13 protein-coding genes are annotated in these 13,262 nt (G+C 52.6%); 5 read left to right on the top strand and 8 right to left on the bottom strand.

Annotated elements, in window-relative coordinates:
• Window positions 1–98: 98 nt before the first annotated feature.
• Window positions 99–668 carry a TetR/AcrR family transcriptional regulator gene (locus CU081_RS03350; protein ID WP_022646570.1) on the bottom strand — a complete coding sequence of 190 codons (570 nt, stop codon included), beginning with the start codon at window positions 666–668 and terminating at the stop codon, window positions 99–101.
• A gap of 185 nt (window positions 669–853) precedes the next feature.
• Between CU081_RS03350 and CU081_RS03345 the strand changes: the two genes are divergently transcribed.
• A complete protein-coding gene (locus CU081_RS03345; RefSeq protein ID WP_022650109.1) occupies window positions 854–1,273 on the top strand; it encodes a GNAT family N-acetyltransferase in 420 nt (139 codons plus the stop codon).
• Here CU081_RS03345 and CU081_RS03340 read toward each other — a convergent pair.
• On the bottom strand, window positions 1,270–1,917 hold the full coding sequence (locus tag CU081_RS03340; protein ID WP_003861018.1) for a TetR/AcrR family transcriptional regulator: 648 nt from the start codon (window positions 1,915–1,917) through the stop codon (window positions 1,270–1,272). The two genes, CU081_RS03345 and CU081_RS03340, sit on opposite strands and share 4 nt — an antisense overlap.
• 78 nt (window positions 1,918–1,995) lie before the next feature.
• Here CU081_RS03340 and CU081_RS03335 point away from each other — a divergent pair, with 78 nt between their 5' ends.
• Window positions 1,996–3,495 carry an MDR family MFS transporter gene (locus CU081_RS03335; protein ID WP_058647437.1) on the top strand — a complete coding sequence of 500 codons (1,500 nt, stop codon included), beginning with the start codon at window positions 1,996–1,998 and terminating at the stop codon, window positions 3,493–3,495.
• Window positions 3,496–3,724: 229 nt separating this feature from the next.
• Window positions 3,725–4,525 carry a lipoprotein NlpA gene (nlpA, locus tag CU081_RS03330; protein ID WP_020480549.1) on the top strand — a complete coding sequence of 267 codons (801 nt, stop codon included), beginning with the start codon at window positions 3,725–3,727 and terminating at the stop codon, window positions 4,523–4,525.
• A 33-nt stretch (window positions 4,526–4,558) separates the two neighbouring features.
• Here nlpA and CU081_RS03325 read toward each other — a convergent pair whose 3' ends face one another.
• Window positions 4,559–5,239: an EAL domain-containing protein gene (locus CU081_RS03325; protein ID WP_022650111.1), complete on the bottom strand. Its 681-nt coding sequence runs from the start codon at window positions 5,237–5,239 to the stop codon at window positions 4,559–4,561.
• 75 nt (window positions 5,240–5,314) lie between these two features.
• Window positions 5,315–5,935, bottom strand: a complete 621-nt coding sequence (locus CU081_RS03320; RefSeq protein ID WP_022650112.1) for a LuxR C-terminal-related transcriptional regulator — start codon at window positions 5,933–5,935, stop codon at window positions 5,315–5,317.
• 570 nt (window positions 5,936–6,505) lie between these two features.
• On the opposite strand from CU081_RS03320, the gene CU081_RS03315 reads away from it, so the two are divergent.
• On the top strand, window positions 6,506–7,141 hold the full coding sequence (locus CU081_RS03315; RefSeq protein WP_032608163.1) for a LuxR C-terminal-related transcriptional regulator: 636 nt from the start codon (window positions 6,506–6,508) through the stop codon (window positions 7,139–7,141).
• Between the two features lie 6 nt (window positions 7,142–7,147).
• On the opposite strand, the gene CU081_RS03310 is transcribed toward CU081_RS03315, so the two are convergent.
• The 4 genes from CU081_RS03310 to CU081_RS03295 are packed head-to-tail and all read right to left on the bottom strand — an operon-like array spanning window position 7,148 to window position 12,065.
• Window positions 7,148–8,212 (bottom strand): fimbrial protein, encoded by a 1,065-nt coding sequence (locus tag CU081_RS03310; RefSeq protein ID WP_022650114.1) that lies wholly within the window; start codon window positions 8,210–8,212, stop codon window positions 7,148–7,150.
• Window positions 8,213–8,227: 15 nt separating this feature from the next.
• A complete protein-coding gene (locus tag CU081_RS03305) occupies window positions 8,228–10,720 on the bottom strand; it encodes a fimbria/pilus outer membrane usher protein (protein ID WP_039268671.1) in 2,493 nt (830 codons plus the stop codon).
• 15 nt (window positions 10,721–10,735) lie between these two features.
• Window positions 10,736–11,428 (bottom strand): fimbrial biogenesis chaperone, encoded by a 693-nt coding sequence (locus tag CU081_RS03300; RefSeq protein ID WP_001223973.1) that lies wholly within the window; start codon window positions 11,426–11,428, stop codon window positions 10,736–10,738.
• Between the two features lie 52 nt (window positions 11,429–11,480).
• A complete protein-coding gene (locus tag CU081_RS03295) occupies window positions 11,481–12,065 on the bottom strand; it encodes a fimbrial protein (RefSeq protein WP_022646579.1) in 585 nt (194 codons plus the stop codon).
• Between the two features lie 374 nt (window positions 12,066–12,439).
• Here CU081_RS03295 and CU081_RS03290 point away from each other — a divergent pair, with 374 nt between their 5' ends.
• Complete coding sequence (locus CU081_RS03290) at window positions 12,440–13,252, top strand: winged helix-turn-helix domain-containing protein (RefSeq protein ID WP_022650116.1); 813 nt, start codon at window positions 12,440–12,442, stop codon at window positions 13,250–13,252.
• Window positions 13,253–13,262: the final 10 nt, after the last annotated feature.

The raw sequence follows: 13,262 nt of genomic DNA, 5'->3' as shown, positions 1-13,262 counted from the left end.
GAGGAGGGCTAATTAAAAGCACAGCGATCCCGCATCTCTGGCAGAGCCAGAAATGAAAAAAGGGAAATTAATTATTTCCGCTAATTATTCACATGCGATTACTTCGCAGAGAAAAGCATATTTAAAATATTCTGGTATATGGGCTCTAATTGTTCTGACGGTACTTTTAAAGGCGTGAGTCGACGGTAAATCGTGCCTTCGATCATCACAGCGGTAATCTCCACGCAGCAGCGAATATGCTCATCGCTCAGGTGGGGGAACTGCTTTTTAAGGTGCTCACAGGCGTTGGCGAACATGCGGGCTTCGGCTTCGATCAGCATGTTTGCCACCAGCGGATTGCGCGTGGCCTCTGCGGACATTTCGAGCATTAGCGCGTCATCATCTTCGTTAAGCGTCTGGCGCCAGGCAAGCGCCTGCGGCATCCCTTCAACCAGGGTTTTGCCCTGCATCTCCTCAATACGTGAGTCGATAATGCGCCGGATCATCTCTTCAATGATCGCGTCTTTGTTACTGAAATAGCGATAGATTTGTCCGACGCTGAGCCTGGCTTCGCTGGCGATCTGCGACATGCTGGCAGCGTGAAATCCACTGGCGCGAAAGCAGCGGCGCGCGGCGGTGATGATTTCGTCCTGCCGTAGTTTTTGTCGTTCTTCCAGCTTTGTGCTCATCGTCGGCTACCGTAAAAAGTGAGAATGATCGTTCTCATTATACGTTTTCGGAGCCTATTGGAAAGGTTTTTTTTATTTACATATTGAATGAATATTTCCTTGTTTAAACAATGGAGGAAATAAGGAGTTTTTATGAAGGTTAAGCTGTGAGATATTCAGATTGCGCTGAAAATAAGGAGAGATTTATGCACCTGAGCATTACAGATAAAGTCACGGCTGAAGAAAAAGAAGAATTATTAACGGGGCTAAGAGCCTATAACGCGCAGTATTTAGATCTGGCGACGTTTAGTGGCGATATTGGCGTATATATGCGAGACGACAATGGCGTCATGCTGGGCGGGTTAATCGGCGTACGGAAAGGCGACTGGCTGAACATAGACTATCTGTGGGTCAGTGACAGCGTGCGGGGTACGGGTGTGGGAAGCCAGCTTATCAAAACGGCTGAAGAGGAGGCCCGTCGCAAAGGCTGTCGTCACGCGCTGGTGGATACGGTCAGCTTCCAGGCGCGTCCGTTCTATGAAAAACAGGGTTATCAGGTGCAGATGTCCTTGCAGGATTACCCTTATCAGGGAATGCAGAGACACTATCTGTCCAAAAATCTTTAACCGCCGATCCCGGTGCCTATCACGGCTAACACGTGGCGCACCACGATCTCCGGCGAGAGGGCGCTAAGCCTCTCGTCATTGCGCATGCGGGAGAACGGCACCAGCACCAGGCTCAGCAGCGTAGTGAACAGCAGTTCGGGGGCCAGCGCCGGATTCAGCTTTCCTTCCTGCTGCCAGCCTTTGATGGTTGCCAGCGTGGTGTGATATTTCTCATCGCCAAAGCGTGCCTGCAAATGGGTGCGCAGTACCGGCATCTCGCCAATCACCTCCTGCATCCACAGCGGGGCAAACCAGCGATACTTTTCCGCCAGTTCGGCCAGCACCCTGACCATTTCCGTCAGGGCATCCACCGGCGAATCCCGGTTGTCGGCGAAAATCGCCCCGATCCGCTCGCGTAACGGCAGGAAGCGCTCCTCAATCATCGCATCCAGCAACTGTTCTCTGGAGTTGAAGTAGTAGTGCAGCATGGCGGGCGTCACGCCTGCTTCGCGGGCAATAGCGTTCAACGACGTATTGGCGATCCCCTGGCGGGAAAAGAGATTCAGGGCGATATCCAGCAGCTGTTCACGGCTGGCGGTAACGCGCTTGCCGCCGCGTGGCCGACCGGGGCGGCGGGGTTCAGAATTGTCCTTTTGTGCTGACATGGTCACCGTATCTCTTGATCTTATTCATCACTTCCACAAATATTAATTATACGATTAATTAATTTCAAGTGATGTCTTATGGAGTCCGACGTAATGACTCAACCTGCGAAAAAGGCGCCGTCGATTAAGCTGCTGTTCAGCGCACTCCTGCTGGTGATGCTGCTCTCGGCGCTGGATCAGACCATTGTTTCCACCGCGCTGCCGACCATCGTGGGTGAGCTGGGCGGGCTGGATAAACTCTCGTGGGTGGTAACGGCCTATATCCTCAGTTCGACCATCGTGGTGCCGCTGTACGGCAAATTCGGCGATCTGTTTGGCCGAAAAATCGTTCTGCAAATCGCGATTGTGCTGTTCCTTGTGGGGGCCGCGCTGTGCGGTCTGGCGCAGAACATGACCCAGCTGGTGCTGATGCGCGCCCTGCAAGGGCTGGGGGGCGGGGGTCTGATGGTGATCAGCATGGCTGCCGTGGCGGACGTGATCCCGCCTGCCGATCGGGGTCGCTATCAGGGGCTGTTTGGCGGCGTGTTTGGCCTGGCGACGGTGATAGGGCCGCTGATCGGCGGGTTTATCGTTCAGCACGCATCCTGGCGCTGGATTTTCTACATCAACCTGCCGCTGGGGCTGTTTGCGCTGCTGGTGATTGGCGCGGTTTTCCACGGCAGCGCGCGGCGCAGCAAGCATGAGATTGATTACCTGGGGGCGATTTACCTCAGCATGGCGTTGCTGTGCATCATTCTGTTTACCACCGAGGGGGGGACGATCCGCCAATGGAGCGACCCGCAGCTGTGGTGCATTCTGGCCTTCGGCCTGACGGGGATCGCCGGGTTTATCTACGAAGAGCGGCTGGCGTGGGAGCCGATTATCCCGCTGTCGCTCTTCCGCGACCGCAGCTTCCTGCTCTGTAGCCTGATCGGTTTTATTATCGGCATGTCGCTGTTTGGCTCCGTCACTTTCCTGCCGCTCTATTTACAGGTGGTAAAAGACGCCACGCCGACGCAGGCCGGTTTGCAGCTCATCCCCCTGATGGGGGGGCTGTTGCTCACCTCCATCATCAGCGGGCGCATCATCAGCCGTACCGGGAAATATCGTCTGTTCCCGATCCTCGGCACGCTGCTCGGCGTGGTGGGGATGATGTTACTGACGCGCATTTCAATCACCTCCCCAACCTGGCAGCTTTACCTGTTTACCGGCGTGCTGGGCATGGGGCTGGGACTGGTGATGCAGGTGCTGGTGCTGGCGGTGCAGAACAGCGTGTCAGCCGATCAATACGGCGTCGCGACGTCTGGGGTGACGCTGTTCCGTTCCATTGGCGGGGCGATTGGCGTTGCGCTGTTTGGCGCGGTGTTCACCCATATTCTGCAATCAGGCCTGATCGACAGGCTGCCGGAAGGGGCGGAACTGCCGCGCGAACTTAATCCCGTTGCCATACACCATCTGCCTGATGCCCTGCGTCTGGACTATCTGGATGCGTTCGGCTCGGCGATCCATGCGGTATTCATGCTGGCGGCGGGGATTATGGTGCTGGCGTTTGTGCTGTCGTGGTTTTTGCGCGAAGCGCCGCTGCGTCGGCAGGCGTGAGGGAAGCGGTTCTGCTTGCGCCTGGACTACCGTAGCCTGATGCCCATCGCCCGGTGGCGCTACGCTTACCGGGCCTACACTTCCCCCGTCACGTAGGCCGGGTGAGCGCAGCGCCACCCGGCAACAGGCCGCATATAACTTAACCGTCTTACTGATTCCTTTTCGTTTTTTAGCCTGCCGTCTCGTTGTCGATATAGTCTTCAAAACGTCTATCAAAAGGAACTGTCTCGTGAAACTTCGATTGGGTGCGCTTCTCCTGACTGGCCTGCTGCTCGCGGGCTGTGATCAGGGCGGCAATGATGCCAGACACATTAAAGTCGGCGTGATCAATGGCGCTGAGCAGGACGTGGCGGAAGTCGCCAAAAAGGTGGCAAAGGAGAAATACGGTCTGGATGTTGAGCTGGTGGGCTTTAGCGGCTCGCTGCTGCCCAACGATGCCACCAACCAGGGCGAACTGGACGCCAACGTCTTCCAGCATCGCCCGTTCCTCGCAGAAGATAACAAGGCGCACAATTACAAGCTGGTCGCCGTGGCCAATACCTTCGTCTTCCCGATGGCGGGTTACTCCCGAAAGATTAAATCGGTCTCTGAGCTGAAGGACGGCGCAACCATTGCGATTCCAAACGATCCCACCAACCTTGGCCGCGCGCTGTTGCTGCTGCAAAAAGAGAAGCTGATTACCCTTAAACCGGATGTTGGCCTGCTGCCAACGGCGCTGGATATTACCGCGAACCCGAAAAACTTACAGATTATGGAGCTGGAAGGGGCGCAGCTGCCGCGCGTGCTGGACGATCCGAAAGTGGATGTGGCCATCATCAGTACCACCTATCTCCAGCAAACGGGGCTTTCCCCGGTACACGACAGCGTCTTTATCGAAGACAAAAACTCACCCTACGTGAATATTGTGGTCACGCGTGAAGAGAACAAAGACGCCGAAAACGTGAAGGAATTTATCCAGTCCTATCAGTCGCCGGAAGTGGCGAAAGCGGCGGAGACCATTTTTAACGGTGGCGCGGTGCCGGGCTGGTAAGCCCCGGTAAAAAGGCCAGCGCTCCGCTGGCCGTCAAAGCGTTACGCGGGCATCGGTTCGGCTTTCGGGCCACAGAAAACCCTGACCAGACTGTGCGCCGGACGCGCGGGCGCGCGCCAGATCCCGCGAGTTTTCGATGCCTTCTATAAGAATTGATTGCGCGATACCTGCCCTGACCTCCTGTACAAACGGGGCAAGCGGCGCGCGCTCGCACAGCGCTGAGCGGTCAATTTTCACCCCATCCAGCGGCAGCGCAAGCCGCGCGAACGCCTCCGCCAACTCCCGGGTTAAATCGTCCAGCCAGATTTGCCATCCCGCCTCTTTTAACCGAACAAGCGTGGCATGAAGGCGACGTTGCTCATCCTCGCTCAGCCGTGTGATGGTGAGGGGATCCTGAATTTCAATCGTTAACCGCTGCTGATGGCGTAACGCCAGCAACAACCGGATAGCGCGTTCGTTGAGAAGGTGTTCTGCCGGAAGGTTTAGCCAGTAAGCGTCCCGGGCGGGTATCTGTAACAGGGTGTTGGCCTGCCAGAAGAAGATTTGCAGCGCGCTGCGCGAGGGCAGCGAGGCAAACAGCACCTCAAGATTGACGTTATGGATCTCCACGAGAACTTCATGCGCGAACACCTGGCCCGAATGAAGATCGACAAGCGGCTGGAATCGCAGCCCTGAGATACGTTGCAACAGGGGAGAGGGAAGAACGGTATACATGGAACAGCCTTCAGGAAATGAAAAAAGGTTCCCGCGGACACGGGAACAAAAGGCAAACGACACACGGTCAAATTTTTAATTCAGGATCCAGCGAATGCTCTGGTAAAACGAGGGACCACGCACGGCCTTAAGCTTGTTCATGGCGTTGTTCTTATAAAAGTAAACCAGCCTGACGTTACACCCCAGCTGACGGGCGATTTGCTTGGTTTTGAGATTACAGGAATAGCCGCGCAATACGCTTGCCTCCTCGCTGGACAGCCTCGCCGGGGTGCGTAAGCGGGTCGTCATGCCTACGTTGTAACGGCCAGACTCTTGCGGCGTCTGGCTCATCAGTATTTGCCACAGCGCTTTGATATCCCCCAGGGAGACTCTTTTGCTGATGACTCCATCAACATGTTTGAATTTCAAATAGCCGGCGGATAACGAATAGATATAGATCTTCGCTGTCACTTGTTTCTGTTTAATACAGAGAATGTCGTCATTCGTCGTCACCCGGAAATGACGCGTATTCAACGGATCATAAATGATGATATCAAAGAGTTGTTCACACATAGCAAGTTCTTCGATATGGGTAAATCCATGAAAAATAACGTCGTGTTTTTCATCAGGCTCACGCTTTCCAAGCGATTGCAGGCCAATCATCGTGAATTCGCAGCTGTCAACAACGGCAACGTGAATTGTTTTTTTATTTTGCATTGGCATTCTCCTTTCGCTGAGTAAACAGTCCATATAAGAGAAAATGGCGGTTCGCACTCTCTTATTAAAAGAATAGCGAGCACTTTTTTAAATAACGCGATGCGATGGCATCAATGTAAGCCAATACAAACCGTCGAGTAAAGCTGATGCCAATTATTAGAGGAAGATAAAATTGAAAAAGGGTTTTAATGGTATATGCAATTGTTTTAATCTTCTAATAATATTCATGCCAGATTTTTATTCTGTAAATGAGCGGATAATAAGCATCGGGCGGTTAATTAATGGGGTTAATCCACCGTTTTTTCAGTGGCTTAATGCTATTCCTGTAAGAAAAATTGTGATCGTGGCAGAGTTATCGACAAGGCTTTATCTGCAAGGGGAAACGGCGCGCAGAATAAAATAGAATTTTTTCTATGAATTTAATGTCCTTGTTCAGATTTTTAAGCCTGAGAAGGATAAAATCCTGGCGCGAAGAGGTTGTGAGTGGTGAGTACATAAACTATTATCATTTTCCTCCGGTCACGAGAATTTAGAAAAGACATGAATAATACTGAACGTATCGTAAGGGTAATGGTGTTTTACAAAATAAATATATTTAAAGAGATAATATTCCGGGCGCTCCAGGATCTTTTACCCGATTACGTACTGAACATTACTCAGGTCGATTCCACAGAACAGGCGCTGGCGGCGGTGGCGGATAATAACGTGGATGTTTTCTTCACTGAATTTAATTATCTGCTTAATCATAAAGAGTGGAGTGCGGAGGTCAGCAGCCGTTTTACATCTTTATGTAAAACCCATCACGTCAGGCGTGTTCTGTTGGTGCCCGAGCTGCCTTACGGGCTGTTAAAAAAAGTTCTGGAGATGAAATTTGAATTAACCATCAGTCAGCAGGATGAATTGACTGAACTGAAAAAGGAATTACCCGCGTTGCTCATGGCGGACGGGCAAAAACCGTCGATCTCTTCGTGGCTCAGGCGGGTAATGCGGTCCGGCTCCCGGGCGCGCTCCATCCTCTCGGCCAGAGAGTGGGAGGTGCTTCATCTTATTGTGGAAGGATTTTCAACGACGGAGATTGCCCGTCATCGAAACCGTTCGGTCAGTACCATTGCGACGCAGAAGCATAATGCGATGAAAAAGCTGAATCTTTCCAACCACAGCGAACTGATTAAGTATGTGCAGACGGTTGGAAAGATGGAGGAATAGTCCACATCAGGGGTAGATAATATTCAGCGTAGCCGATGTATTGATCTTACCCTGGCTCACCTGGGCGGGTGCCCACACGTAATAGTACGCCGCCATCGGAAGGGTGAAATGTTCGTCCAGCGCCGCGCCAGCCGCCACGCTGAAAATCATTGTGGCGTTGCCACGGCTGGTGGTCGAGGTAGAGAAGGTCACCGGCGTTTGCGGGGCGTCACGTTTTATCAGGCGGAGCCCCACGCCCTGCGCCGCGCTACTGCTGCTGTCGATCAGCACCGAGCTGTCGGTCGAAAGCAGCTGCGTGCTGGACAGAAACATCTCAATTGCCCGATCGGAATTGCCATTAACCCCGACGTTCTGACAGCTCATGTTCAGTGAAAAAGGCGTCAGCCCCGGCTGTGAGGATGCACTGAGCTGGGGAATGCCGAGCGTCGGCAGCGCCACGGTCAGCCCCGCATTATCAAAGGAACAGGTAGTCAGTTTTGGCGCGTATTTGATGATCATCGGCTGACCAAACATATCGCGGTTGTCGTAAGGCCACTTGAACCCGCTGAATAACCACTGCGCTATCTTGATGACCTGATTGATTGGCCAGGTGATGATTTCCCAGATAGATAACCCGCTCATGTCGCTGACGAACAGAACGTCGCTCATGTTCGCCGTATCCCCCGTCAGGGTGGTGCCGCTCTGGTTAACGAGGGTGAAGCGAACCGTAAACGGTGTATTCAGCTCAGACGCCGTATGGCTACCGCTGGCAGACAGGGTTTTATTGGCCGGGGGATTGGTGATCTCCGCCCGCACCATATACTTGTTGTTGCTGAATCCGAGGATGGTCGCGTATTTGCTGTCGGTCGAGAGGATCGGCGTGTAAGAAAATTCACTGTTACCCGTCGTACAGTTGAACGAGCCGCTGTACTGGGTGGTGAAGCTGCCGGTCCATGTGGGCGTGGCCGGGCTCAGCTTATCCGATAAATCAATGGTAATCGGTGTGCCATAAACGATGCTGCTGCCGGAGCAGGTGGCATAGCTCATCCCGCTAACGCTGGTGAGGAGCAGGAACATGAATGATCGTAACATTTTGATAATCCGTAATTAATGGCAAACCGATGAGGGGCTGTTCAGCCCCCAGGCCGGGGAGGAGATTTCGCACTTTCCGCCGCGGAGATGCACGTTGAGCGCGCGTGGCGGCCGTTCAGCACGGATATACAGTACGCTGGCCTGTCCGACATACCCGACAGATTCACCATGTTCATCCAGCACTTCGGTGCCAAAGGGCAGCGGTTTGCCGTCGGCGCGCGTCGCATGAAGTACCCATGACTGGCGCTTGTCGGTTTCAAAGCGGATATAGCTCACCGCCCCGTCGTAAGGAGCCACGTTAGCCATATTGCCGATCACCTCCGCGCCAGCGCTGTTTTCCGTTTCAGTTAACGTAATGGCGTTTTTGCGATACGGGGTGGCGTAAGGCACCAGCGCCACGCCATCGCGGTTCGTCATAATGCTTTCATCGCCGTTCACCATCAGCCCCTCCGCCTTTGGCGCATCGACGATAGTCATGGTTGTGCCGGTTTCGTTTGAGGCGAGAACGTGCCACGGGTAGGCCACCAGGCTGCCGCGTCCGCTGAGCCCGGTCTGGCGGTAGTCGGAGGATTCGCTGTAAGAGCCACCGAGTGTCGCGAAGTTCGAACGGTACGCGGCGTTAACGCTTGCCGCATTTTTCCCTCCCCGCGCATTACTGCCGGAGAGGGTGTAGCTCAGTCGGTTCGACGCCAGCGCGTTCCCGCTCATGCTGATATTGCTCTGCTCGTAATGCGAATCGCTGGCCGTCAGGCTGGAGGTGATCCACGCATTATTATCAAACAGCGAGAACGGCAGGCTGAGGGAGAGGTAAAGGCGCGTCTCTTCTTCACTGTCCCTGTTCCGTACCCGGCTGGCCGACAGGGTATAGCTGGCGCGGCCGATGGCGTTGGAATAGCCCATCTGGTATTCGCGCGTGGTTTGCTGTGAGTTCCAGTAATCGCGCTGTGTGCCGGAGACAAACACCGTGCCCCAGTTATTGAGCAGGCGCTGATTAAGGTTAAGCGTAAAGGTATTCTTGGGCTGCGCCGCGCGCATGGCGTCCCAGGTGCTTAGCGACATGTCGGGCGCAACGCCAAACCGATCTTCATAGTCGTCGTACTGCGCTCTCAGGCGCTGATACCCTTCGCGCGAATAGAGCGCGTCGCTGAAGCTGTAATAGCCTTTAGTGGAATAGCGATAGGCCGCCAGGGTGAAGTTGGTGGCGGTGGTATCGATAAATTTGCTGTACGACACGCGATAACTCTGGCCGCTGCTGGTGCGATCCTGTAGGGTGGTTTTGGCGTGGGTGACATCAAACGAGACCGCGCCAAAGGGAAGGTTCCACCCGGTACCGACAAGCCCGGCCTGGTAGTTATCGCTAATAATCGTCCCGGTATACCCGGTGATGAGGTTATTAAACCCGTAGCGCAGCGTGGCCTGCATGAATGCGGGTTCGGCATCGAGCGTGTTCTGATGCACTTTACCCGCCACCACGCTGTACTGACTCACCCCTTCTTTTAGCATCCCGGGTACGGCGGAAAACGGCACCGTGAAGGACTGCTGTGAACCGTCCGCTTCACGCACCACCACCAGCAAATCGCCCGCGGAGCCGGTAGGCTGAATGCTGTCGAGGGTAAACTGGCCCGGCGGCACATTCTCCTGATAGATCACGTTGCCATTCTGGATAACTTTCACCAGGGCGTTCGTCCGTGCCACGCCGTGAACCACCGGTGAAAAACCCTGCTGTGAATTTGGGCGCATCTTCATGTCCGACGCCAGCGACACGCCGCGCACGCGCAGGGAATCAAACAGATCGCCAGGAATATAAAAGTCACCCAGCGTCAGGTTGGATTTCAGCGAGGCCAGGGGACGGCGCAGGTAGCGGGTATTATTCTGCCAGCTACTCTCTCCGCTGGCCGTTTTCCGCCAGGCGCTGCTGTCGCGAAACTGCCAGCCGAACAGGTTGGCGCCGGAATCCAGCCCGGCATAAAAATCATCATTTGTGTCTTTCGCAGCGCCTTTCGCGCGGGTGTTGTACCAGGTCGTGTTCCACGAGAGCATCAGCGCCGGTATCCCCTCGTCCCAGAACTGGGGGGCAATGTAACCTTCTTCAGTACGCAGCACGGCCGCCTGCGGAACGGTAAGCGCCAGACTCAGGGTGCTGGTATCGGTTTTGACTTCACCGCCCTGAACCAGATCGCGCAGCTGAACCTGCCCGTGCGCAATGGCGGGCGCAGGCACGGACGTGGTGTTGATGCCAAGCGACCGGGCATCTTTCCAGGCAATGCGGATGTCGTCACGCTGCTCGCCGTAGATGACGGTATAACGTCCCTTCCAGCTGCCGTTTACGTAGATATCCATCTCCTGGCTGCCGGCAGGCATGGCGTTGTTTTCGGAAAAGCGAGACAGATCGGACTCACCGGATGCGCCAGCAAGCAGGGAGGGATCAAACGAGACGGCCCCTGATTTATGCGAAAGCAGAAGCGTGCAGACTGCTAGCAGACAGAGTCTGTTTTGTTTCATTTTCATGGTGAGTCTTTCCGATCACTGACTGGTGAAAGTCCGGGTTTTATACGCGCCAAGATCGTCCACATACATCAGCTGGAAGGTCTGTCCGCGCTTAACCGTATTTTTTGCGGCGACCGTCAGCTGCCCAAACGGGGAAACCATAGGGGACTCCTGGAGCAATTTCGTTTTACCCAGCGAAATATTGGCGACCGTAATATGGAACGGACTGTTATTTGTAATGCGAAAGCGATCGCCTTCGGCGGCGAGCGTCAGTTTCGCCACCGCGTCATCCAGCGTGCCTTTCAGCGCAGCGGGCCGGTAAAAAAGTTTGATACGGGATTTAATCGCCAGCTGAACGGTATTCTGATTTTGCAGATTTTCAGGTCTGGGCGGAATGTCGAGAACATTCAGGAAAAAGACGGATTCGCGATCCGCAGGCAAGCTGGACGGCAGCTTTTTAATACGAAGCTGTTGGCCATTATGTTCGTTAACCTTTATCACTGGCGGCGACAGCAAAAACGGCACATTGGCTGTTTCCGGCGTGGAATTAATATCACCGTCATCTATCCAGGATTGCACCAGAGCGGGCGCATCGCCCGTATTCATTAACTGGACGATCACCTCTTTGTTATTTTCAGGATAAAGGACACGGGTGCCATTAATGACAATATTGGCCCACGAGTGACCGGTGCTTAGCAGTAAACCTGCCAGCAAAATTGCCTTGCGCATGATTGCAACCTTAAATACAGGCTCTGCGAAAACAGAGCCTGAATAATCATTATTACAGGTAGGAAATGGTATACGTTACGTTGGAGCTTAACTCGCCCACGGTGGCGGCAGCGGCGTTCGTTTTATAATAATAAACATCCAGCGTCAGCGTCTCGGAATCTGGCGCGGTCGCTGTACCCATAATATCCGTGGTGTAAGGCTGGTTCAGGGTAATTGGCGTGGACGAACCTGGCTCCACTAGCGCAAAACCGACATTACGTGCCACGCTGGCATCGCTTTCGTTCACGCTGTTATTGAGCAGGTATTTACCGTCAGTGGAAATATTATCCGCGCTGGAGAAATACACTTTCAGCGGGGTGCCGGTCGTTCCGGCTGCTGGTGAACAACCTGAGAAAGTCAGCGCAATAGATTTTTTATTCTTAGTGATCAGGCCAACCGTGGTGCCTGCATCTTTTACCGAAATAGGGGAAAGCGCAACGGTAAAGTCTGCGCTTTTACCGCCGTTAATGGTACAGGTTGTATCGGTAATAGCGCCGGTAAAGTTAATGATACCACCCGCTGAATTGTCTGCGGCCACTGCGCTGGTAGAGGCAATAGCAGCGGCCAGCAGTGATACGGTCATGATCGATTTGAACATGATAAACTCCATGAAGATTTGTGTTATTTAAAATGAATGTTAATCGGCTACACATGTCCCTGATGTACCGGCTAGACGCATGGCGACTCGGGAGAATGCTTTGACGATATTATGTTGCACTAAAAAAGTACATAACAAAACATTATTCCAACAATTTCTAAAGTTTAAGATTATAATCTTGTGTGTTAGTTTTTTTTAATGTTTTAACCTAAATGCGTTGGTTCAAATATTTTTATTAATGATTTAATAATTGTTAATTAATGAAGCTTTATGAATTCATCTCTCAATTAATATCACGCGACTTGACCACACAAACTTTAGACTTATTATTGCCTGGCAAATGCACATAATTTTAACAATGGCGTAATAATAATATGAAGTATCTCATTGATCTTACAATGCTTTATGAAGTCGACACCGGTATGATCATGATTAATGGAGAGGAAGAGTCATCCATTAAGTTATCTAACCAGGCGGGTCGTCTGCTTTATGAACTTATCATCAATAATGGTAAAACTCTCGACAGAGACGACCTGATAAAGAAGGTCTGGGAGGATCATGGTTTCTCTGGTTCTTCGGTGAGTCTGAATGTTGCCATAAGTGAAATCAGAAAAGCATTTCGTACATTAGGATGCGACCCTTTACTGATAAAAACGATACGTGGCAAGGGATTTAGCCTTGCCGCGCATATTGAACACCACACGGTCAGGCCGCCGGTTGTTTCAACGCTTAGTGAACAATCTGCCTCTGAATCATTCGATACGCTAGCGCATAAGAAAGATGCCGATCCGCCTAAACAATTAATATCGCTGCACAGACTCTTTATTTCTCTCTGCACCTTATTACTGATTACCGTTATCGGCACCGCTGTTTTACTGTTGCACCAAAGGGATTCCTATGCCGAGAGCCTGAAAGATTCTGATATGCATCTGCTCGGTAAAGTGGACCGGTGTACGGTATACCTGATCGATAAGAATATGTATCAGCCGCGACAGCACTACTTTAATCACGTAAAAGAGGTCATCGCCAGTCAACATATCGACTGTCAACATCAGGTTGCAGATGCTTACTATTCCAGGTTTAAAAAGTCGCAGATAGAAAATTATTTCTTGGCCATCTGTTATCAGCAGGACAGTATCGACGATTATAAGAACTGCATTTCTTACAGAAGCCTGACCGGGAGTTAAAATATGTCAA

It is taken from the genome of Enterobacter sp. CRENT-193 (assembly GCF_002787395.1).
GTDB classification, from domain to species: domain Bacteria; phylum Pseudomonadota; class Gammaproteobacteria; order Enterobacterales; family Enterobacteriaceae; genus Enterobacter; species Enterobacter hormaechei_C.
Note: the sequence above shows the minus strand (reverse complement) of the source record. Positions and strands in the feature narration are given on the sequence as shown.

What these genes read in the sequence shown, in the direction of transcription:
- CU081_RS03350 (WP_022646570.1), bottom strand. Translation starts at nt 668, where the DNA reads ATGAGCACAAAGCTGGAAGAACGACAAAAACTACGGCAGGACGAAATC.
- CU081_RS03345 (WP_022650109.1), top strand. Translation starts at nt 854, where the DNA reads ATGCACCTGAGCATTACAGATAAAGTCACGGCTGAAGAAAAAGAAGAA.
- CU081_RS03340 (WP_003861018.1), bottom strand. Translation starts at nt 1,917, where the DNA reads ATGTCAGCACAAAAGGACAATTCTGAACCCCGCCGCCCCGGTCGGCCA.
- CU081_RS03335 (WP_058647437.1), top strand. Translation starts at nt 1,996, where the DNA reads ATGGAGTCCGACGTAATGACTCAACCTGCGAAAAAGGCGCCGTCGATT.
- CU081_RS03325 (WP_022650111.1), bottom strand. Translation starts at nt 5,239, where the DNA reads ATGTATACCGTTCTTCCCTCTCCCCTGTTGCAACGTATCTCAGGGCTG.
- CU081_RS03320 (WP_022650112.1), bottom strand. Translation starts at nt 5,935, where the DNA reads ATGCAAAATAAAAAAACAATTCACGTTGCCGTTGTTGACAGCTGCGAA.
- CU081_RS03315 (WP_032608163.1), top strand. Translation starts at nt 6,506, where the DNA reads ATGGTGTTTTACAAAATAAATATATTTAAAGAGATAATATTCCGGGCG.
- CU081_RS03310 (WP_022650114.1), bottom strand. Translation starts at nt 8,212, where the DNA reads ATGTTACGATCATTCATGTTCCTGCTCCTCACCAGCGTTAGCGGGATG.
- CU081_RS03305 (WP_039268671.1), bottom strand. Translation starts at nt 10,720, where the DNA reads ATGAAAATGAAACAAAACAGACTCTGTCTGCTAGCAGTCTGCACGCTT.
- CU081_RS03300 (WP_001223973.1), bottom strand. Translation starts at nt 11,428, where the DNA reads ATGCGCAAGGCAATTTTGCTGGCAGGTTTACTGCTAAGCACCGGTCAC.
- CU081_RS03295 (WP_022646579.1), bottom strand. Translation starts at nt 12,065, where the DNA reads ATGTTCAAATCGATCATGACCGTATCACTGCTGGCCGCTGCTATTGCC.
- CU081_RS03290 (WP_022650116.1), top strand. Translation starts at nt 12,440, where the DNA reads ATGAAGTATCTCATTGATCTTACAATGCTTTATGAAGTCGACACCGGT.